Below are 18,024 nucleotides of genomic sequence, written 5' to 3'. Positions count from 1 at the left end.
GCCCGGGTTGGTCAGGTGTGCGTTTGACTCTGGCCCATTACTGCCTTGCTTGTCGCAACATGGAAGTGTGAACCCAAGCGACAAACGCGCTGGCAGCCATACAAGACGCGCGCGCCATGGTCACCGTGGGAATAGACGCTGCGGCAGCGCGTGTACGGCTCACGCTCCGCAAACACAGTCAAAGTGTTGTCCAGATGGTTTGGTAGTGAAAGGTTCGTCCCGCTTGACCATTCTTCCAAATTTTTCCTGCTTCAGGCAAGTAGCCCTGCATTCCTCTTGCAATGCATCGAATGTCGGCTCTTTAAAAATAAGTGATGAAAAAGCCAATAATATGACGATGGCCGCAAATAAGGTCAGCTCGATCGGTTTTCGTATACTGAACTTCACGTTCTCGTCCTTTCCGGAAACCACTCAACTTCTTCCCGCACGTGAGCGCGTCGTCGCCGCCACCAAATGAAACGGCCTTATCATCCATGCATGAATGATAAGGCCGTGTTCATCGGCTGAACAGCGTTCGGGAAGATAAAGAATAAATCCCGACAGCGCGTTGAAGATGCTGCAGACATCAATCCGACAAGCCTGACTGCCCACCAATGCAATGCGCCAGGCTGTCTTCTTGTTGTGGACGCTCAGGCGGCAGCCACGCCCGCGTTGTGCGCCTGCTGGTCCGCGTGGTACGAGGAGCGCACCATCGCACCGACGGCGGCGTGGACAAAACCCATCTCGTAGGCCGCTTCCTCGAACTTTTTAAATTGGTCCGGGTGCACGTAGCGGCGCACCGGCAGGTGCGAGTTCGACGGCGCCAGGTACTGGCCGATGGTCAGCATGTCGATGTCGTGCTCGCGCATGTCGCGCATGACTTGCAGGATTTCCTCGTCGGTTTCACCGAGTCCCACCATGATGCCGGACTTCGTGACCACGTTCGGGTACATCTTCTTGAAGTCGCGCAGCAGCACCAGGGAATGCTTGTAGTCGGCGCCCGGGCGCGCTTCCTTGTACAGGCGCGGCACGGTTTCCAGGTTGTGGTTCATCACGTCGGGCAAGCCATCGGCGAAGATGTTCAGTGCCTTCTCTAAACGGCCGCGGAAGTCCGGCACCAGTACTTCGATCTTGGTATTCGGCGACAGGGCGCGCGTTTTCGTGATGCACTCGACGAAGTGGCCGGCGCCGCCGTCGCGCAGGTCGTCGCGGTCGACCGAGGTGATCACGACATACGACAGGCGCAGGTCGGCGATCGTTTTCGCCAGGTTGCCCGGCTCGTTGACGTCGAGCGGGTCGGGGCGGCCGTGGCCGACGTCGCAGAACGGGCAGCGGCGCGTGCACTTGTCGCCCATGATCATGAAGGTGGCCGTGCCCTTGCCGAAGCATTCGCCGATGTTCGGGCAGCTTGCTTCCTCGCACACGGTGACGAGGTTGTTGGCGCGCAGGATGTCCTTGATCTCGTAGAAGCGCGACGAGGCGGTGGCCGCTTTTACTCGGATCCATTCGGGCTTCTTGAGGCGTTCGGCCTCGGCGATCGGCACGATCTTGATCGGGATGCGCGAAGTCTTGCTGGCACCTTTTTGCTTGTCGCTGGCGTTGTAGGCGGCGTTCGAGGCAGAATTCAGACCGGTTTCGGTTTCGGTAGTCATGTCGCTCAGGGCCCAGACGGGCTTCAGTTGGAGTTGTTCGGTTCGGCAGGCTTGAGGCCTTGCGCCAGGTGCAGCACCAGCGCCTGCGCCAGTGCAGCCTGCACATCGGCAAGTGGCGCCTCGATGCCCATCGTGCGCATGTCGACGGTGGAGAGGCCGGAATAACCGCAGGGGTTGATCCATGAAAACGGAGCCAAATCCATCGCCACGTTCAGCGAGACTCCGTGATAGGTGCAGCCATTGCCGCGCACTTTCAAGCCGAGCGCGGCGATCTTGGCACCGCGGCGCGGGCCCTCGGCGATATAGATGCCGGGCGCGCCGGCGATGCGCTCACCGGCGAGATTATACGCCGCCAGCACGTCGATGACCGCCTGTTCGATTTTTTCCACAAACTGTCGGGCATACAACTTGCCGCCCGGCTTGTTGCGGCGCAGGTCCATCAGCAGGTAGATCACCACTTGGCCGGGACCGTGGTAGGTCACTTCGCCGCCGCGATCGGTTTGCACCACGGGAATGTCATGCGCCGGTACGCCTTCCCCCTGCAACAGGTGGGCAGGGTCGGCGCCCAGGCCCAGCGTGAAGACCGGCGGATGCTCGACGATCCAGAGTTCGTCCGGCGTCTGCGGCGTGCGCGCGTCGGTAAAGGCGCGCATCGCGGCAAACGTGGGTTCGTAGTCGGCGCGGCCCAGCGCGCGAATGATCGGGCCGGCGGGACGGGTGGGTTGCATGGGAATCCGGTCGGAAATGGTTTCGAGCGCCTTGCACGCTCAGCTCCGTCATTATATGCCAGCGTACCCGGCCTTGCCCGGCGACGGGCAGGCGCCGCCGCCCTTGCTGCAGTGCTTACAGGACGATCTTGACCATCGGGTGCGCCGACAGCGTGCGGTAGATGTCGTCGAGCTGCTCGCGGCTGGTGGCACGCACGGTGCAGGTCAGGCCCGTGTAGTTGCCTTTGCCCGAAGGGCGCACTTCCATGCGGCCGTGGTGGAAGCTGGGGTCGAAGCCGGTCACCACCTCGGCGATCGTGGTGGCGAAGGCCTCGTGCGTCGGGCCCATCACCTTGATCGGGAAGTCGCTCGGGTATTCGATGAGGGATTCTTTCGGGTCCATGGCAATTCCAGTGCAAAAGGGTATTGTAGCCCGGTCCGCGCAGGCGTGTGCGGACCGGGCAGGGCGGCTGCCTTGCCGCCCGCCCGCGTCAACGCTCGCGCTGGTGGAAGCCGGCGCGCGGGCTCGGCCCGCTGTCGGAGCGGCGTCCGACCGCGGCCGATGCGGCCGACTGGGCCGCCGAGGACGCGGCGGACGGGGCCGGGGAGGGCGTCGGCGCCGACATGACCCGCTGCGGTGGTGCCACCTCGGTGGCCACCGGCCGCGCCATCTGGACCTGTGCTTGCGCCCGGGCTTGCGCTTGCGCTTGCGCTTGCGCTTGCGCTTGCGCTTGCGCCCGCGCATTGGCCGACACCGCTTCCAGAACCGCGGCTGCGCTGCTGCGCTGCGGCGCCGGGCTGGCGCTTGGTGCCGGACGCGGTATCCCGATGACGCCCGCGGCGCCCTCGTCGCGCGGCGCCGGCGCGAACCCGCGGCGCTGGCGGCCTTCGAAGCCATCGCGTTCTTCACGTGCTTCGCGCTGCGCTTCGCGTCCGGCAAACCCCGCCGGCGGTGCCGTCATGATGACGCCCGGCTGGCGCACGTAACCTGTTTGCGGGGATGTGGCCGCGGCTGCCGCAGCTGCCGCCTGGCCGGCCGCCTGCGCAGCCGCCGTCAGCGGCGCAGGCTGCGCCCTCGGTACCGGCGCGGGCATGGCGACCGGTGCGCGTGTGCGCTCGGCGTTGTCTTGGCGGCCATCGCGCCGGCCCTCCCAGCGGCCATCGCGCTCGCCGCCATGCCGCTCGTCGCGTCCGTCACGCCCGCGCCAGGCCTGCAGCGGAGCCGGCGGCAGGGCCGTTGGCGCGCCCTGCCAGGCCGCCGGCGGCGTGGTGCGCGGCTCGCGCCCGACCACGACTTCGCCACGCTGGGCGAAGCGGTCCTGCGGCACCACGGTCAGGCCCCGGCGGCGGTAGTCGTGCTTGCCGTCGTGCTTGCCATCACGGCGATCGTGCTTGCCATCGCCCCAGCCGTGCGCATTCAGGCGGCGCAGGCGTTCCTCCGACATGACGTAGGGCGGCACGTAGCGCTCGTGCGGGGCCAGCGGGTACCAGCCCTGTGCCAGCTGCGGACGCGCACTGAAGTTCAGGTTCCAGCCGCTGCCGCCCACCCAGCCGACCAGGGGCCGGCGCCCACACCGGATGGCGGTCGTGGCGGCCCGGCGCCCAGGCCCAGCGCCGGTTGACGTGCACCCAGCGGCCATAGTGGAAGGGCGCGTAGCCCCGTGGGAGCGTTGTCGACCCAGGTCCAGCCCCGGGGGGCGATCCAGGTCCAGCGGCCGTCGCGGTAGGGCACCCAGTCGCTGGCGACCGCCGGCAGCCACAGGCTGCCGTATTCGCTGCTGCTCTGCCAGCTGCCGTAGCGGTCGAGATCCTCGTAGCCGGTCATCTCGGCCGGCACGTAGCGGGTGGCGAGCACGGCGTCGCTGGCGCGGTCGCGCACGGCCACCCAGTCGTCGAACGCGTCCGGCACCGCCTGCGTGGTGCGCAGATCCTGCCCCTGCATCTCGGCACTGCGGCCGGCGCGCACGGTCAGGCGCTCGCCGCCGCCCTCGACCACGGCCACGCCGTCGAACACGTTGACGCTGCTGGTGTCGCGCACCCGTTCGGCATCGACGCGCACGCGCCCGGGCTGCTGCAGGATCACCCGTGCCTGCGGGGTGCTCAGTTCGAAAGCCGCGGCAACCTCGGGATTGACGACGCGGATGCTGGCACTGCCGTAATGCAGGCGCAGGCGCAAGCGGTCGTCGTCGAGTTCGACGACGTCGAGCGCGGAATCGCCGTCCAGGCGGATCGCGGTCGAGCCGATGCGCAGCTCGGTGCGCGCCCCGGCGCGGTGGAAATCGTGTGGTTCGAGGTGACGGGCCAGTTGACCAGCGCGGTGCTGGCGGCTTCGCCCGGCGTGCTGATGCTGACCTGGCCCTGGGTGAGAGAAACGCGGCCGACCCGGCCGGGGGCTTCGTCCGCCAGCACCAGGGTGGAAAAGGCCGCCAATGCCAGCAGCGTTGCGGTGGTCGATAAACGGCGTTTCATCATGGGCTCCAGGCGGGTGGGACGGAATGCGTCGACCTGATTACACCGCAACGGTGCCTGTCGCGGCAATCGGGCTTACAGAAGGTTGCAATTGGTGCGTGACTGAAACACGAGCACGCCTGCGCTTGCCGCAAAAAGGCAGTTTACGCGCCGCGCTCGACGAAGACCAGGGTCAGGCCAACAGCCACCAGCACGGTGCCGAATATGCGGTTCTGGATGCGCATCGCGCGCGGGTTGCGAAACAGCCCCTGCATCGAGGCGGCCAGCGTCGCATAGCCGTGCATCACCAGGCTGTCGATGGTCACCATCGTCACGCCCAGGATCAGCAGCTGCGGCAGCAGCGGGGCATCTTTCGAGATGAACTGGGGCAGCATCGCCACCATGAAGATGATGCCCTTCGGGTTGGTGGCATTCGTCAGGAAACCGGTCAGCACGCGCTTGCCGAAGGACGGATGCGCCGCCAGGCCGGCGCTGCTGGCCACCGGGCCAGTAGCGACTTTCGAAAACCATTGCGACACGCCGAGGTAGACCAGGTAGGCCGCGCCGGTCCACTTGACGACCCTGAACGCCCCTTCATGGGCCAGCACCAGCGAACCGACGCCGGCGCCGGCGATGATCAACACCAGGATCAGGCCCAGCTGCAGTCCCAGCACGGTGGCGCTGGCCTTGCGCACACCGTAAGCCAGGCCATGCGACATGGACAGGACGGCGCCCGAACCGGGAGAAATGGCAATGACGGTGCCGGCGATGACGAAGGCGATCCAGGTGGCGAAACTCATGGGAGCAACTCGGGAGTCGAAGAGAAGGAAAGGGTAAAGCAGAAACGGCATGCGCGCGGCCGGGGCCGCGGCTGCATGCCGACAATACGGTGTGACGGGATTACTTCTTGCGCGGATTGACGGCGGCCTTCAGGGTGGCGCCGGCAGCAAAACGCGGGGTCTTCGACGCGGCGATCTTGATGACTTCGCCGGTTGCCGGGTTGCGACCCTTGCGCGCTGCGCGCTTGGTCACCGAGAACGTGCCGAAGCCGGTGATGCCGACCGTGTCGCCTTTTTTCAGACGCTCGGTGATGATCTCGATGATCGTGTTGACCGCGCTGTTGGCAGCGGTACCGGACATCTCGGTACGCTTGGCAAATTCCGCGATCAGTTCGCCTTTTTTCATGGTGCCTCCGGGGTTGAAAGAGCAGAAAGAGTAGCACAAATAATTGCCACGTGTAATCTTTCACGCTCCCGCGCGCGCGGGGGCATTTTCAAGGCGCGCCCGTCACAGCAGGCTCGGTTCGGCGCCCCCGGTTGCCAGGCGGGTACGCAGGGCGGCGTTGATCAGGGTCTGGTAGCCGGTACCGCAGCGCTCGGACAAGTTGCGGAACTCGTTCAGCACCTCGTCGTCGAGATAGATCGTGATGCGGGTCTTGCGCTTCGGCGGACGCGTGCGGCGCACCGGCGCGGCGTGAACTGGGGCAAGCTGGCTGGCGGCGGCGTGGGTCTGGTTCATCCTGGTCTCCTTCGTCTGGGGGAGGCTGCCCTACCGCAGCCCTTGATACTGACTATACGTACGTCCCGCTATTGCCGCGCTGCGAAAGCGACGAGCTGCGTTTTTTCGGGACTGAAACGCAATTAACGAGGCTGAACTGTGTGCTGAATGACCCTGCCCTCGGTTAAGATGCTGCCATATTGATAATCACAGGAGCAGGACCCATGGCTGCAGGCAGTTTGCTGGCATTACTCGACGACATCGCAAGCGTCCTGGACGACGTCACCCTGATGAGCAAGGTGGCGGCGAAGAAGACCGCTGGCGTGCTCGGCGACGACCTGGCACTCAATGCCCAGCAGGTGACGGGCGTGCACGCCGAGCGCGAATTGCCCGTGGTGTGGGCCGTGGCCAAGGGTTCGCTGATGAACAAGGCGATCCTGGTGCCGGCCGCGCTCCTGATTTCCGCCTTCGTGCCGGCCCTGATCGTGCCCCTCCTGATGATCGGCGGCGCCTTCCTCTGCTTCGAGGGTTTTGAAAAGCTGGCCCATAAATTCCTGCACAGCCCGGAGGAAGACGCGGCCAACGAGGAACGCCTGGCGGCAGCCCTGGCCGACCAGAACGTCGACATGTGCGCGGTCGAGAAAGACAAGATCAAGGGCGCCATTCGCACCGACTTTATTTTGTCGGCGGAAATCATCGTCATTTCCCTCGGTACGGTCTCGAGCATGCCGTTCATGCAGCAGGTGGCGGTGCTGGTCATCATTGCGCTGGTCATGACGATCGGCGTGTACGGCCTCGTGGCCGGCATCGTCAAGCTCGACGATGCGGGGCTGTACCTGAGCCAGCGCAGCAGCGGCTTTGCGCGCGGCCTGGGACGCCTGCTGCTGGCGGCGGCGCCGCGCCTGATGAAATTCCTGTCCGTCGTCGGCACGGCCGCGATGTTCATGGTGGGTGGCGGCATCATCGGCCACAACTGGGAACCGCTGCACCACTTCGCCGAGAGCGCGGCCGAGCGCATGGGAGAAGTGCCCGTTCTCGGCGGCCTGCTGCATGCGATTACCCCGACCGTCATCGACGCGCTGGCCGGCGTCGTCGTCGGTGCCCTGGTGCTGCTGGTCGTCACGATCGTCAATAAACTGCGCGGCAAGAAAACACCTGCCGCCGCGCACTGAGCCGTAGGCCGATCCGCCTTACAGACACCTTACGTAAGTACAACTGTTGCATTTTTCACTAAGGATCGTGTTGCAGTTTGACACTTCCAAACGTGCCCTCCAGACTGGTTCCAGCACTTTCCGCTTGGCCAATCCACGTGAGGGAACAACATGCAAAGAAGAGTGACACAGAAGACGGTGCTGGCGTTTTCGATCGCCGCGATGTTCTCAAGCACCGCCTGGGCGCAGGACAGCACCGCCACCGAAGGCACTGCCGCCACCGTCGTCGTGACGGGCACGCGGGTAGCGAACCGCAGCGCCCTCGACACCGCGTCCGCGGTCGACATCATTTCCGCCGACACCCTGAAGAACACCGGCACCACCGAGATGAACCAGGCGCTGTCGGTCGCGCTGCCTTCGCTGAACTTCCCGCGTCCCTCGCTGACGGACGGCACCGACACCATCCGCCCGGCCACGCTGCGTGGCATGGCGCCCGACCAGACCCTGGTGCTGGTCAACTCCAAGCGCCGTCATTCTTCCGCCCTCGTCAACCTGAACGGCAGCGTCGGGCGCGGCTCGGCCGCCGTCGACATGAACACGATCCCGACCGCGATCGTCAAGAACATCGAGGTATTGCGCGATGGCGCCGCCGCCCAGTACGGGTCGGATGCGATCGCCGGCGTCGTCAACCTGCGCCTGCGTACCGACCGGGACGGCGGCGAAGCGGCCATTACCTATGGCGCGCGCATCACCGAATACGACCTCCGGAACGATGTGGCACCTGGCGGCGCTACCTGGAGCGGCCCGGCCTCGCGCGAACGCACCGACGGCCAGAGCACGACGGTCAGTGCCTGGAAGGGCCTGCCCTGGGGAGAGAGCGGCCACATCACGATCGCCGCCGAGTACAAGGACCAGAACCGCACCGAACGCAGCGGCTACGACATGCGCCAGCAATACGCGCGCCTGGCCAACGGCGCCTTCGATCCGCGCGAAAACACGATCAATCGCTTCAATGCCTGGTATGGCGACCCGGAAATGCAGCAGACCACGCTGTTCGCGAACGCCGGCAACAACCTCGGCAACGGCGTCAAGGTCTATGGCTGGGCCAGCTACCAGAACCGCGAAGCGCGTTCGGCCGGCTATTTCCGCATCCCGCAGGACGTGCGCAACCTGACCTCGATCTACCCGAACGGCTTCCTGCCCATCATCGCGCCCACCGTCGACGACTTTTCCGTCACCGGCGGCGTCACCTGGGCAATGGGCAGCTGGGACCTCGACGCCTCCCTCGGCTACGGCAAGAACCGGATGGAATTCGAAATCCAGAACACGCTGAACCGCTCGATCGGACCGACCAGCAAGACTGTCTTCGATGCCGGCGGCTTCTCGTACGACCAGCTGGTGTTCAACCTGACCGGCGTGCGTCCCTTCGATGTGCCCGGCCTGTCGTCGCCGCTGAACGTTGCCGTCGGCACCGAAGTGCGGCGCGAAGGCTATGAACTCTTCGCCGGCGAAGAACAATCGTGGAGCTATGGCGGCCAGAAGCTGGCCGATGGCAAGCCGGCGGCCCCCGGCGCCCAGGTGTTCCCCGGCTTTCGCCCGGCCAACGAGATCGATACCCACCGCAGCGCGGTCGGCGCCTTTGTCGACCTGGAAGCGAACCTGACGCCGCAGCTGCTGGCCTCGGTAGCCGTGCGTGCCGAACACTACTCGGACTTCGGCAACAGCCTGGCAGGAAAGCTCGCCGGCCGCTACGACTTCAGCAAGAGCTTCGCTCTGCGCGGCTCGGTGCAGAACGGCTTTCGCGCGCCGTCGCCGCAGCAGCAGAATTTCACCTCCACCTCGACCAACTTCGTCGACGGCATCCCCTACGAAATCGCGACCTTCCAGCCGACCAATCCGGTCGCGGCCGCCCTCGGCGCACAGCCGCTCGATGCCGAGAAGTCGCTCAACCTGTCGCTCGGCGCGGTGCTGCGCCTGGACCCGGTGAGCATCACGATCGACGCCTACCGCATCAAGATCCGCGACCGCATCGTCCTGTCCGAGAATCTGCTGCAGACCAATGTCGCCGCCTATATCGCCTCGCAGGGGTTTATCGGCGTCACCGGCGGGCGCTTCTTCATCAATGGCGTCGACACCACCACCGACGGGGTCGACATCGTGATGAACTGGCCCATCGCCGCCGGCACGGCAGGGCGCTTCGACGCCACGCTGGCGGCGAACTTCAATCGCACCGAGGTCACCAAAGTACCGGTCACGGCCCAGCTCGCGGCCTTGAATCCGGCACCGGTGCTGTTCGACCGCGCGAATGTCATCGCGATCGAGGAAGGCCAGCCGCGCAGCAAGCTCAGCGCCAACCTGAACTGGAAACTCGGTCCCCTGGGCGCCACCTTCCGCGCTACCCGCTACGGCAAGACGATGACGCCGGGTACCACGCCCGCGGCCGATTTCCCGCTGGCGGCTCGCACCGTGGTCGACCTGGAAGCGCGCTATGCGGTCACGCCCAAGCTGACGCTGGCGCTCGGTGCGGACAACCTGTTCGACCAGTATCCGGAAACCCTGCCGCCGGCGCTGAACCCGAGCGGCAACACGCCGTTCTCGAACTATTCGCCATTCGGCCGTTCGGGACGCTTCGTGTACGCGCGGGCCAACTACGGGTTCTAAGAGTCTATCCCGGTAGTCCGGGGAAAGCTGGTGGCGATGCATGGCAAGCGCGGGCAAGGCGCGAGGAGGCCGCATGGCTGGCCATGCAACGACGAGCAACGCAGCACGCGTTTGTCAGGCGCGCCAGCAGCGACTCCGGACTACCGGGATAGGCTCTAAGACCCGATGGTGGCTGGGCGGTGAAGCCGCCCAGCCTTATGCCATGCCGCGGGCCAGGCGCAGCGCCGAGCGGGCGTCGCGCAGGGCCCAGGCGGCGGCGCCCAGCGCCAGCGCCGACAAAATCCAGCTTGCCCAGCCGTAATCGACGCGCGCCAGTCCGGCCGGGGCGGCATGCCACCCGGTCGCGACATAGGCCGCGAGGGTGATCAGCACGCCCAGGTTGATGAACAGCAGCAGGTGCAGGACGCGCTCGGATACGGGCAGCACCCGTGTGTCGCCTTCGACGACGACGTCGCGCGCCGAGACGATCACCTCGGCCAGCAGCAGGATGCCAATCCACCACACCCAGTCCCCGTGCCACGCGTACCAGGCGAGCGAGGCGAACAGGCAGGCGAAAATCGCTTCGCGCGCCGCGTGCAGGCCTTCCTCTTCGGCGGCCCCGGGCCGGGCCGGCAATTTCGCCAGCAGCTCGTGGTTGACGACAATATCGGCCAGGCCAAGCAGGCCGTGCAGCAGCAGCGCACAAATAAAGGGCGGCGGCACGATTTTCCCGTCTGTTCTAGACTGGCCGAACGGTCAATTCCGGCGCAGGGCGATGGCGCCGATGGCCAGGCCGACTGCGAAGGCGGCATACACGCCGGCCAGCGACTTTTTCGACAGGCGCTTCTCGTAGCCGGGGTGCAGGCGCTTCGGCGTCAGTTTGTAGTCGGCAAAGCAGGCGATCGCCGAAGTAGCGGCGGACGCGGCGAGCGTTACGCGCAGGTCCTTGCGGTCGAGCTTTTCGCCGGCCAGCTTTTCGAACAGCACCGACCAGAAGGTGGCGCTGGCATGGTGGATCAGGTAGCCGGTGATGGTGTATTTCAGCGAAAAGCCGTCGTGTTCGGCCGCTTCGTCGCCCCAGATCCAGTGGCTGACGGCATTCGTCGGCGCGTAGGCGCTGCCGGCCTCGCCGCGGCCGAGCAGGGCCAGCGCGGCGGTGGAGACGATACTGGACGCGGCACCACCGACCAGGCCGCGTTGCATGGATGTTGACCAATCTGCCATATTGATAATCCTCTTCGACTCGGGTGAAAGGAAGTTGCATGCGGATCTTGCTGACCGGCGCCAGCGGTTTCATCGGGCAGCACCTGCTGAAGGCGCTGCTGGCCGACGGCCACCAGGTCGTGTGCGCGGTGCGCACACCGAAAACAAGCCATGATCCGCGCCTGAACTACGTGCAGGCTGACTTCGCAAACGATACCGGCAAATCGGTTTGGCTGGCGCGCCTGACTTCCGCGGAGGGAAGCATCGACGCCGTCATCAACACGGTCGGCATCTTCCGCGAGTCCGGCAGCCAGACCTTCGAACGCCTGCACCTGGAAACCCCGCGCGCCCTGTTCGCCGCCTGCGCCGACTCCCCGCAGGTGCAGACCATCATCCAGCTGTCGGCCCTGGGCGCGGACGATGAGGCCGAGACGCGCTACCACCTGAGCAAGAAAGCCGGCGACGACTTCCTGGCCAGCCTGCCGCTGCACGCGGGGCAACGCGCCTGGATCGTCCAGCCCTCGCTGGTGTACGGGAAGGAGGGCACCAGCGCGCGGGTGTTCAAGATGCTTGCCAGCCTGCCGTTCGCGGTGCGCTTCGGCAACGCGCCGCAGCTGGTGCAGCCGGTGCACATCGACGACGTGGTGGGCGCGATCCTGGCCCTGTTGCGGCAGCCGTCCGTGCCCGGTGGCAGGGCGCAGCGGGTGCCCCTGGTCGGTCCCCAGGCCTTGCCGTTCACCGATTACCTGGCGGCGCTGCGCAGCGCCATGGGCATGGGCCGCTGCGCGTGCTGCCCTTGCCCGGGGCGCTGGCGCGCCTGATGGCGAAAGGCGGGCGCTGGCTGCCCGGCGCTTTGCTGGACGAGGACGCCCTGCGCATGCTCGACCGCGGCAACGCCGGCGACCCTGCCGCCATCACCGCGCTGTTGGGCCGCCCGCCGAAAGGCATCGCTGAATTCATCGCCGAACCGCAGGCCGAGCGCACCCCGGCCAAGCTGGGCTGGCTGCTGCCGCTGCTACGCTGGAGCATCGTCGCCGTGTGGATCGCCACGGCCATCGTTTCCTTCGGCCTGTACCCGGTCGAGGCCAGCTACGATCTGCTGGCGCGCACCGGCATTCCCGCCAGCCTGCAGCCGCTGATGCTGTACGGCGCGGCCGGCTTCGACCTGCTGCTGGGGCTGGGCATCGCCTTCCTGCCGCGGCGCCGCCCGCTCTGGCTCGCACAATTGGTCCTGATCGGCTTTTATACGGTCGTGATAGCGTTCAAGCTGCCCGAATTCCTGCTGCACCCCTATGGTCCCCTGACCAAGAATTTACCCATGCTGGCCGCGATCTGGCTGTTGTACGAACTGGAGGAACAGTAAATTGGAATATGTTGTCGTGAAGTGGCTGCACATCCTGTCGTCGACCTTCCTGTTCGGCACCGGCATCGGTTCGGCCTGGTACATGCTGTTTGCCAATATCAGCCGCGACGTGCGCGCGATCGCCGTGGTCAGCCGCAATGTCGTGGTCGCCGACTGGCTGTTTACGGCCACCACCGCCGTGATCCAGCCGGCCACCGGCTTCTACATGATCCACCTGGCGGGCTACCCCTTCCACAGCACCTGGATCATGTGGTCGGTGGCACTGTACGTGCTGGCCGGCGCCTGCTGGCTGCCAGTGGTCTGGATCCAGATCCGCCTGCGCGACCTGGCCGCCGAAGCGGTGCGCACGAACACCGCCTTGCCGCCGCAGTACTGGCGCTATTTCAGGACCTGGGTTGCGCTCGGCATTCCCGCCTTTGCCGCCTTTGTCGCGATCTTCTGGCTGATGGTGGCGAAACCGATGTAAGTACATCAAGCGAACCAGGACAGGGCAGCGGCCGCCGTAGAATGGACCGCGACTTTTCTCACTTACCGCTCACTCACAGGAGGCAATGATGCGGGCTTACCAGATTCTCCCTGGCGACAACATCGACGGGTTGCAGTGCGTGGACTTTCCGCAGCGCGAACTGGCCCCGTTCGAGGTGCGCGTGCGCGTGCATGCGGTGTCGCTGAATTACCGCGACTTGATGGTGGCCAGCGGTAATTACCTGGTGAATGTGGATAACCCCATCATTCCGTGCTCGGACGGTGCCGGCGAAGTGCTGGCCACCGGCCACGGCGTGACGCGCCTGCAGGTGGGCGACCGCGTTGCCGGCTCCTTCTTTCCGCACTGGTTCGATGGCCGCAGCTCGGCGGCGAAGATCCGCCATGCTTTAGGCGGCGACATCGACGGCATGCTCGCCGAGGAAGTCGTGCTGCACGAAGAGGCACTCGTCAAGATTCCGCCGCAGCTGAACTATGTGGAAGCGGCCACCATGCCCTGCGCCGGCGTCACGGCCTGGAATGCGATTTTCGAATCGAGCAACGACATCAGGCCGGGCGACACCGTCCTGCTGCTCGGCACCGGCGGCGTCTCGGTGCTCGGCCTGCAGCTGGCGAAAGCGGCCGGCCTGCGCACCATCATTACCTCCTCGAGCGACGAGAAGCTGCAGCGCGCGCGCGAACTGGGCGCACACCACACGATCAACTACCGCATCACGCCCGAGTGGCAGGAAGAAGTGCTGCGCCTGACGCACGGCATCGGCGCGCACGTCGTGCTGGAAGTGGGCGGCCAGGGCACGGTGAACCGTTCGGTCGCCTCCTGCGCCATGGGCGGCAGCGTCGCCATCATCGGCGGCGTCAGCGGTTTCGGGGGAGAAGTCAATCCGGCCGCCCTGCTGGCCGGCGCCAAGCGCATGGTCGGCATTTTCGTCGGCAGCCGCGCCATGCTCGAGGAAGTCATGCGCTTCGCAGCGGTGGCCGACCTGAAGCCGGTGGTCGACCGCGTGTTCACCTTCGACCAGGCGAAAGAAGCCTACCGCTACATGGAATCGGGCTCGCACTTCGGCAAGGTGGTGATTGCCGTCACCGCCTGAGCGAACTCAGCGGCCTTCGAATTTGACCAGCTCAATTTCGAACAATTTCGGCCACAGCTTGCCGGTGACGTACAGGCGGCGGGTTTTCGCATCGTAGGCGATGCCGTTCAGGACGGCATCGACGGAACCCGTGCCGCGTTTTTCGCGCGGCAGCAGGCCGCTCAAGTCGATCCAGCCGACCACCTTGCCCGAGGCCGGGTCGATGCGGGCGATGACATCGGTCCCCCAGACGTTGGCATACAGTTCGCCGTCGACCATTTCCAGTTCGTTCAGCGAGTCGATCGGCTTGCCGTCGGCGCTGACCGGAACGCGGCGAACTTCCTTCAGCGTTTTCGGATCGAGCACGCGGATACTGGCGCTGCCGTCGCTCATGTAGACGTATTTCGCGTCGCTGGCCAGGCCCCAGCCCTCTCCCTCGTAGGGGAAGCGGCCCTTCATGGCGAGCGTCTTGGCATCGAAGATATAGCCCGTCTTCGCCTGCCAGGTCAGGCCGAGGATACTGTCGCCGATGGCCGTCGACCCTTCGCCGAACACGTCCTGCGGCAGCGCCGTCTTCTGCAGCACCTTGCCGGTTTTCAGTTCCACGCGGCGCAGCGTCGATTGGCCGGTCAGGCCGGTGCTTTCGTAGAGGTGACCGTCGCGGAAGAACAGGCCCTGGGTAAACGCTTTCGGATCGTGCGGATAGGTGTTCTTGACGATGAAACCGTAGACGGGAATCGCGGCCGAAGCAACGTGGCAGGCACAGGCCGAGAGGACAAACGCGACGAGGACGGAGGGTTTCAGCATGCTGGGCCGGAGGCGGTGAATGGGAGCGGTTACTGTAGCAGAAGGCGGGCGCGGGCGCTGTGGCGACAGGCAGGGCAGGGCGTGGCCACGGCGCGTCCGCAACACCGCGCCTGCTGCCGCACTCCGCGGCAAGCGTGCGCCCGCCCCGCTGCGCAGACCCGTGTTAGGCTTTAATCATTGCAATTTTGAGAACAGAACGATGGCACACCTCGGAAAGGCGGCAGTGTTCTGGCTGGCAGCCCTGATGGCGCCGGTGGCGGCGCAGGCGGCACCGGTCTGCGCGGGCTACGCGCAGGAACTGGCGGGGATGCGCGAGTCGGCCGAAGCCTTGCGGGTGGGCGTCGATTACCTGGCGCCGCCCGAGGATGCGCTGGCGGCGCGCCGCATCGAGCAGCTGGAATGGGTGGAACGCCAAAATGCGGCGCGCCTGGCGGAACTGCTCGACGCCTGCGGCTGGCCAGGCCCGGGCGTGGGTGCACGCGCAGCCGGCCTGGCCTGGGCACTGGCGCAGACGGCCAGCACCGACCTGCCCTTCCAGCGCCGCCTGCTGCGTCACCTCGAATCGGCCGTCGCGCACAGGCAAGCGCCGGTGCTCTACCTGGCCATCACGACCGACCGTGTCGCCCTGCTGGAAGAACGTCCCCAGCTCTTCGGCACCCAGCTGCGCCAGGTCGATGCCTGCAACTGGAACTATTATCCGCTCGACGACCGCAAGCAGGTGGAACTGCGGCGCAAGGAAGCCGGCCTGCCGCCGCTGGAGGACTACAAGCGCGGCATCAACGACATGATCGTCAAGGAAAACTGTCCGGTGCCGCTGCCGGAGGCTTCTTCGTCCCCGCAATGACCATATTGTTTATTCAATTTATTTCATATAAATGTTATAAACAGTAATATCGTTGACTGCGCTTGTTTTCGCACTCCCGGCGCAGCCTTCTAAAAATGCCGGGAGACAACCTTAAACGGGCCGCATTACCCTTCGAAACCCTCCAGCACCACCTTGCCGCTGGCCGCCCCGCTTTCGATAAAGGCATGGGCGCGGCGCAGGTTGGCGGCATTGATCGGGCCGAAGTGCTCGGCCAGCGTGGTACGGATGCGGCCATCTTCGACCAGTTGCGCCACTTCGTTGAGCAGGCGGTGCTGCTCCTGGATATCCGGCGTCGTGAACAGCGAACGGGTGAACATCAGTTCCCAGTGCAGCGACAGGCATTTGCGCTTCATGATGCGGATGTCGATCGGTTCCGGGTCGTCGATCAGCGCCAGTTTTCCCTGCGGTTTCAGGGCATTCACCAGGCTTTCGAAATGCTTGTGGGTGTGGGTCAGGCTGACCACGTAATCCACTTCGCCCAGGCCGGCTGCGTTCAGCGCCGCGTCGATCGGGCCGCTGTGGTCGACGACGTGCTGGGCACCGAGGATGCGCACCCATTCCTGGGTCTGCGGACGCGAAGCCGTGGCAATCACGGTGATGCCGGTCAGCTGGCGCGCCAGCTGGACCAGGATCGAGCCGACGCCGCCGGCCGCGCCCACCACCAGCAGTTTTTGTCCGGCGTGCGCGCCGAATTCCAGTCCCAGGCGGTCGAACAGCAGTTCCCAGGCGGTAATTGCCGTCAGCGGCAGCGCCGCTGCTTCGGCAAAGCCGAGGTTGATCGGCATGCGCCCGACGATGCGCTCGTCGACCAGGTGCAGTTCGCTGTTGCTGCCGGGGCGGTTGATCGCACCGGCGTACCAGACGCGGTCGCCCGGGCGGAACAGCGTGACTTCCGGACCGACGGCGCGCACGATGCCGCTGGCGTCATAGCCCATCACCTTCGCATCAAGCTGCCCCTCGGCCGGCAAGCCGCGGCGGATCTTGGTATCGACCGGATTGACCGAGACCGCATGCACTTCGACCAGCAAATCGTGGCCGGTGGCGACCGGGTCGGGCAGGGTGACGTCCTGCAGGGCGGCTTCGTTGTCGGCGGGCAGGGAGGCAAAGGCGGCAATGGCTTTCATGGTGTTTCCTTGTTATCGAATTGGATGGCAGCCAGTGTACCCACCCGAGATTGATCTGATTAGTCGCTATAATCCGAAAAGACTATCCAGGAAGCCGGACAATGAAACTCGATGCGATGGCGCTGTTTGCCCAGGTGGCTGCCAGCGGCAGCTTCACGGCGGCGGCCGCGGCGGTGGGCTTGCCGAAATCGACAGTCAGCGCCCGCGTGGCAGAACTCGAGGCCGCGCTCGGCATGCGCCTGCTGCACCGGACCACGCGCCGCCTGAGCCTGACGGCCGCCGGCCAGGTTTACCTCAGCCATTGCCGCGCCATGCTGGAGGCGGCGAACGCCGCCGACGCCGCCATTTCGCGCCTGCGCGACGAGCCCGGCGGCCACCTGCGCCTGACGGCGCCGGAAGCCTCGGGCATCCTGCTGCTGCCGCCCTTGCTGGCCGCCTTCCACGCGCGCCACCCGGTCGTCACCGTCGAATGCGTGATCACCGATTCCCACCTCGACCTGGTCGCCGAGCGCATCGACCTGGCGCTGCGCACCGGCCAGCTGGGCGACTCGAGCTTCGTGTCGCGCCGCGTCGGCACCATCCGCCGCGTGCTGGTGGCGGCGCCTGGCTACCTGAGCGCGCATGGGATGCCGGCCCATCCGCTCGAACTGGACCGCCACCGCCTGCTGCTGCACGGGGTGCTGCCGCAGTGGCCGCTGCACAGCGAAGGCAAGGTCATTACCGTCAACGCCGCCCACGCGCCGCTGCGTGCGAATAACCTGAACACGCTGCGCGGGCTGGCCCTCGCTGGCGCCGGCATCGCGCTGCTGCCCTGGTTCATGGTGCGCGAGGCGCTTGCCGACGGCAGCCTGGCGCTGGTGCTGCCGGAACACCGCCCGACCGACAACAGTTATTACGCCGTCTATCCTGGACGCAGCCACCGTCCGGCGGCGCTGAGTGCCCTGCTCGACTTCATCGACGTCTACGGCCTGGCGAACTACCTCTCGTGAACGCATCGCCACCGAACTGTGCGCCGGTGCCAGTGTGCTCCCCCTA

21 protein-coding genes and 1 pseudogene are annotated in these 18,024 nt (G+C 65.8%); 9 read left to right on the top strand and 13 right to left on the bottom strand.

The features are described 5' to 3' along the window. Nucleotides 1–159: 159 nt before the first annotated feature. The 6 genes and pseudogenes from G4G31_RS04160 to G4G31_RS04135 all read right to left on the bottom strand — a co-directional run. The gene (locus G4G31_RS04160) at nt 160–387 is read right to left on the bottom strand and encodes a hypothetical protein (protein WP_182990422.1); all 228 of its coding nucleotides are present in this window, start codon (nt 385–387) and stop codon (nt 160–162) included. Between the two features lie 242 nt (nt 388–629). Continuing rightward, complete coding sequence (lipA, locus tag G4G31_RS04155) at nt 630–1,631, bottom strand: lipoyl synthase (protein WP_182990421.1); 1,002 nt, start codon at nt 1,629–1,631, stop codon at nt 630–632. Between the two features lie 23 nt (nt 1,632–1,654). Next, nucleotides 1,655–2,359, bottom strand: a complete 705-nt coding sequence (lipB, locus tag G4G31_RS04150) for a lipoyl(octanoyl) transferase LipB (protein ID WP_182990420.1) — start codon at nt 2,357–2,359, stop codon at nt 1,655–1,657. A 115-nt stretch (nt 2,360–2,474) separates the two neighbouring features. Then, on the bottom strand, nt 2,475–2,741 hold the full coding sequence (locus G4G31_RS04145; RefSeq protein ID WP_182990419.1) for a DUF493 family protein: 267 nt from the start codon (nt 2,739–2,741) through the stop codon (nt 2,475–2,477). A gap of 88 nt (nt 2,742–2,829) precedes the next feature. Then, nucleotides 2,830–3,885: a hypothetical protein gene (locus tag G4G31_RS04140; protein WP_182990418.1), complete on the bottom strand. Its 1,056-nt coding sequence runs from the start codon at nt 3,883–3,885 to the stop codon at nt 2,830–2,832. Between the two features lie 179 nt (nt 3,886–4,064). Continuing rightward, nucleotides 4,065–4,562, bottom strand: a pseudogene (locus tag G4G31_RS04135) (hypothetical protein); the annotation flags it as partial. Here G4G31_RS04135 and G4G31_RS04130 point away from each other — a divergent pair. Further along, the gene (locus tag G4G31_RS04130; protein WP_182990416.1) at nt 4,497–4,847 is read left to right on the top strand and encodes a hypothetical protein; all 351 of its coding nucleotides are present in this window, start codon (nt 4,497–4,499) and stop codon (nt 4,845–4,847) included. The pseudogene G4G31_RS04135 and the gene G4G31_RS04130 sit on opposite strands and share 66 nt — an antisense overlap. A 103-nt stretch (nt 4,848–4,950) precedes the next feature. On the opposite strand, the gene G4G31_RS04125 is transcribed toward G4G31_RS04130, so the two are convergent. From G4G31_RS04125 to G4G31_RS04115, 3 genes are all read right to left on the bottom strand, one after another. Continuing rightward, nucleotides 4,951–5,586, bottom strand: a complete 636-nt coding sequence (locus G4G31_RS04125; protein ID WP_182990415.1) for a LysE family transporter — start codon at nt 5,584–5,586, stop codon at nt 4,951–4,953. A 100-nt stretch (nt 5,587–5,686) separates the two neighbouring features. Next, a complete protein-coding gene (locus G4G31_RS04120; protein WP_182990414.1) occupies nt 5,687–5,971 on the bottom strand; it encodes an HU family DNA-binding protein in 285 nt (94 codons plus the stop codon). Between the two features lie 102 nt (nt 5,972–6,073). Next, entirely contained in the window at nt 6,074–6,304 is a 231-nt protein-coding gene (locus G4G31_RS04115) for a BrnA antitoxin family protein (protein WP_182990413.1), read from the bottom strand. A gap of 203 nt (nt 6,305–6,507) precedes the next feature. Between G4G31_RS04115 and G4G31_RS04110 the strand changes: the two genes are divergently transcribed. Then, the gene (locus G4G31_RS04110; protein WP_182990412.1) at nt 6,508–7,455 is read left to right on the top strand and encodes a DUF808 domain-containing protein; all 948 of its coding nucleotides are present in this window, start codon (nt 6,508–6,510) and stop codon (nt 7,453–7,455) included. A gap of 162 nt (nt 7,456–7,617) precedes the next feature. After that, a complete protein-coding gene (locus tag G4G31_RS04105) occupies nt 7,618–10,095 on the top strand; it encodes a TonB-dependent siderophore receptor (protein ID WP_229425336.1) in 2,478 nt (825 codons plus the stop codon). 195 nt (nt 10,096–10,290) lie between these two features. Here G4G31_RS04105 and G4G31_RS04100 read toward each other — a convergent pair whose 3' ends face one another. Next, entirely contained in the window at nt 10,291–10,797 is a 507-nt protein-coding gene (locus G4G31_RS04100) for a hypothetical protein (protein ID WP_182990410.1), read from the bottom strand. A 33-nt stretch (nt 10,798–10,830) separates the two neighbouring features. After that, entirely contained in the window at nt 10,831–11,277 is a 447-nt protein-coding gene (locus tag G4G31_RS04095) for a hypothetical protein (RefSeq protein WP_229425335.1), read from the bottom strand. Nucleotides 11,278–11,336: 59 nt separating this feature from the next. On the opposite strand from G4G31_RS04095, the gene G4G31_RS27415 reads away from it, so the two are divergent. From G4G31_RS27415 to G4G31_RS04080, 4 genes are all read left to right on the top strand, one after another. Beyond that, on the top strand, nt 11,337–12,098 hold the full coding sequence (locus G4G31_RS27415) for an NAD-dependent epimerase/dehydratase family protein (RefSeq protein WP_267873652.1): 762 nt from the start codon (nt 11,337–11,339) through the stop codon (nt 12,096–12,098). Beyond that, a complete protein-coding gene (locus G4G31_RS27410) occupies nt 12,065–12,640 on the top strand; it encodes a DoxX-like family protein (protein WP_267873651.1) in 576 nt (191 codons plus the stop codon). Before G4G31_RS27415 ends, G4G31_RS27410 begins: the two co-directional genes overlap by 34 nt. Before the next feature lies 1 nt (nt 12,641). Continuing rightward, a complete protein-coding gene (locus tag G4G31_RS04085; RefSeq protein ID WP_182990408.1) occupies nt 12,642–13,106 on the top strand; it encodes a DUF2269 domain-containing protein in 465 nt (154 codons plus the stop codon). Between the two features lie 88 nt (nt 13,107–13,194). Beyond that, nucleotides 13,195–14,214, top strand: coding sequence for an NAD(P)-dependent alcohol dehydrogenase (locus G4G31_RS04080; protein WP_182990407.1), 1,020 nt, complete (start codon nt 13,195–13,197; stop codon nt 14,212–14,214). A gap of 6 nt (nt 14,215–14,220) precedes the next feature. Here the strand turns inward: G4G31_RS04080 and G4G31_RS04075 are convergent, their stop codons facing one another. After that, nucleotides 14,221–15,000 (bottom strand): glutaminyl-peptide cyclotransferase, encoded by a 780-nt coding sequence (locus G4G31_RS04075; protein WP_182990406.1) that lies wholly within the window; start codon nt 14,998–15,000, stop codon nt 14,221–14,223. A gap of 199 nt (nt 15,001–15,199) precedes the next feature. Between G4G31_RS04075 and G4G31_RS04070 the strand changes: the two genes are divergently transcribed. Further along, a complete protein-coding gene (locus G4G31_RS04070) occupies nt 15,200–15,844 on the top strand; it encodes a DUF6624 domain-containing protein (protein WP_182990405.1) in 645 nt (214 codons plus the stop codon). Nucleotides 15,845–15,969: 125 nt separating this feature from the next. On the opposite strand, the gene G4G31_RS04065 is transcribed toward G4G31_RS04070, so the two are convergent. Next, on the bottom strand, nt 15,970–16,989 hold the full coding sequence (locus G4G31_RS04065; RefSeq protein ID WP_182990404.1) for a zinc-binding alcohol dehydrogenase family protein: 1,020 nt from the start codon (nt 16,987–16,989) through the stop codon (nt 15,970–15,972). 101 nt (nt 16,990–17,090) lie between these two features. Here G4G31_RS04065 and G4G31_RS04060 point away from each other — a divergent pair, with 101 nt between their 5' ends. Further along, nucleotides 17,091–17,978, top strand: coding sequence for a LysR family transcriptional regulator (locus G4G31_RS04060; RefSeq protein ID WP_182990403.1), 888 nt, complete (start codon nt 17,091–17,093; stop codon nt 17,976–17,978). The last annotated feature ends 46 nt before the right edge of the window (nt 17,979–18,024 follow it).

The sequence above is a fragment of the Massilia sp. Se16.2.3 genome (genome assembly GCF_014171595.1).
Taxonomy (GTDB): Bacteria; Pseudomonadota; Gammaproteobacteria; order Burkholderiales; family Burkholderiaceae_D; genus Telluria.
Note: the sequence above shows the minus strand (reverse complement) of the source record. Positions and strands in the feature narration are given on the sequence as shown.

Bases quoted from the DNA above. Each gene is read 5' to 3' on its own strand.
- G4G31_RS04070 (WP_182990405.1), top strand. From the start codon at position 15,200: ATGGCACACCTCGGAAAGGCGGCAGTGTTCTGGCTGGCAGCCCTGATG.
- G4G31_RS04080 (WP_182990407.1), top strand. From the start codon at position 13,195: ATGCGGGCTTACCAGATTCTCCCTGGCGACAACATCGACGGGTTGCAG.
- G4G31_RS04065 (WP_182990404.1), bottom strand. From the start codon at position 16,989: ATGAAAGCCATTGCCGCCTTTGCCTCCCTGCCCGCCGACAACGAAGCC.
- G4G31_RS04125 (WP_182990415.1), bottom strand. From the start codon at position 5,586: ATGAGTTTCGCCACCTGGATCGCCTTCGTCATCGCCGGCACCGTCATT.
- G4G31_RS27415 (WP_267873652.1), top strand. From the start codon at position 11,337: ATGCGGATCTTGCTGACCGGCGCCAGCGGTTTCATCGGGCAGCACCTG.
- G4G31_RS04075 (WP_182990406.1), bottom strand. From the start codon at position 15,000: ATGCTGAAACCCTCCGTCCTCGTCGCGTTTGTCCTCTCGGCCTGTGCC.
- G4G31_RS04145 (WP_182990419.1), bottom strand. From the start codon at position 2,741: ATGGACCCGAAAGAATCCCTCATCGAATACCCGAGCGACTTCCCGATC.
- G4G31_RS04115 (WP_182990413.1), bottom strand. From the start codon at position 6,304: ATGAACCAGACCCACGCCGCCGCCAGCCAGCTTGCCCCAGTTCACGCC.
- G4G31_RS04095 (WP_229425335.1), bottom strand. From the start codon at position 11,277: ATGCAACGCGGCCTGGTCGGTGGTGCCGCGTCCAGTATCGTCTCCACC.
- G4G31_RS04110 (WP_182990412.1), top strand. From the start codon at position 6,508: ATGGCTGCAGGCAGTTTGCTGGCATTACTCGACGACATCGCAAGCGTC.
- G4G31_RS04060 (WP_182990403.1), top strand. From the start codon at position 17,091: ATGAAACTCGATGCGATGGCGCTGTTTGCCCAGGTGGCTGCCAGCGGC.
- lipB (WP_182990420.1), bottom strand. From the start codon at position 2,359: ATGCAACCCACCCGTCCCGCCGGCCCGATCATTCGCGCGCTGGGCCGC.
- G4G31_RS04120 (WP_182990414.1), bottom strand. From the start codon at position 5,971: ATGAAAAAAGGCGAACTGATCGCGGAATTTGCCAAGCGTACCGAGATG.
- lipA (WP_182990421.1), bottom strand. From the start codon at position 1,631: ATGACTACCGAAACCGAAACCGGTCTGAATTCTGCCTCGAACGCCGCC.
- G4G31_RS04130 (WP_182990416.1), top strand. From the start codon at position 4,497: ATGCAGGCGCAGGCGCAAGCGGTCGTCGTCGAGTTCGACGACGTCGAG.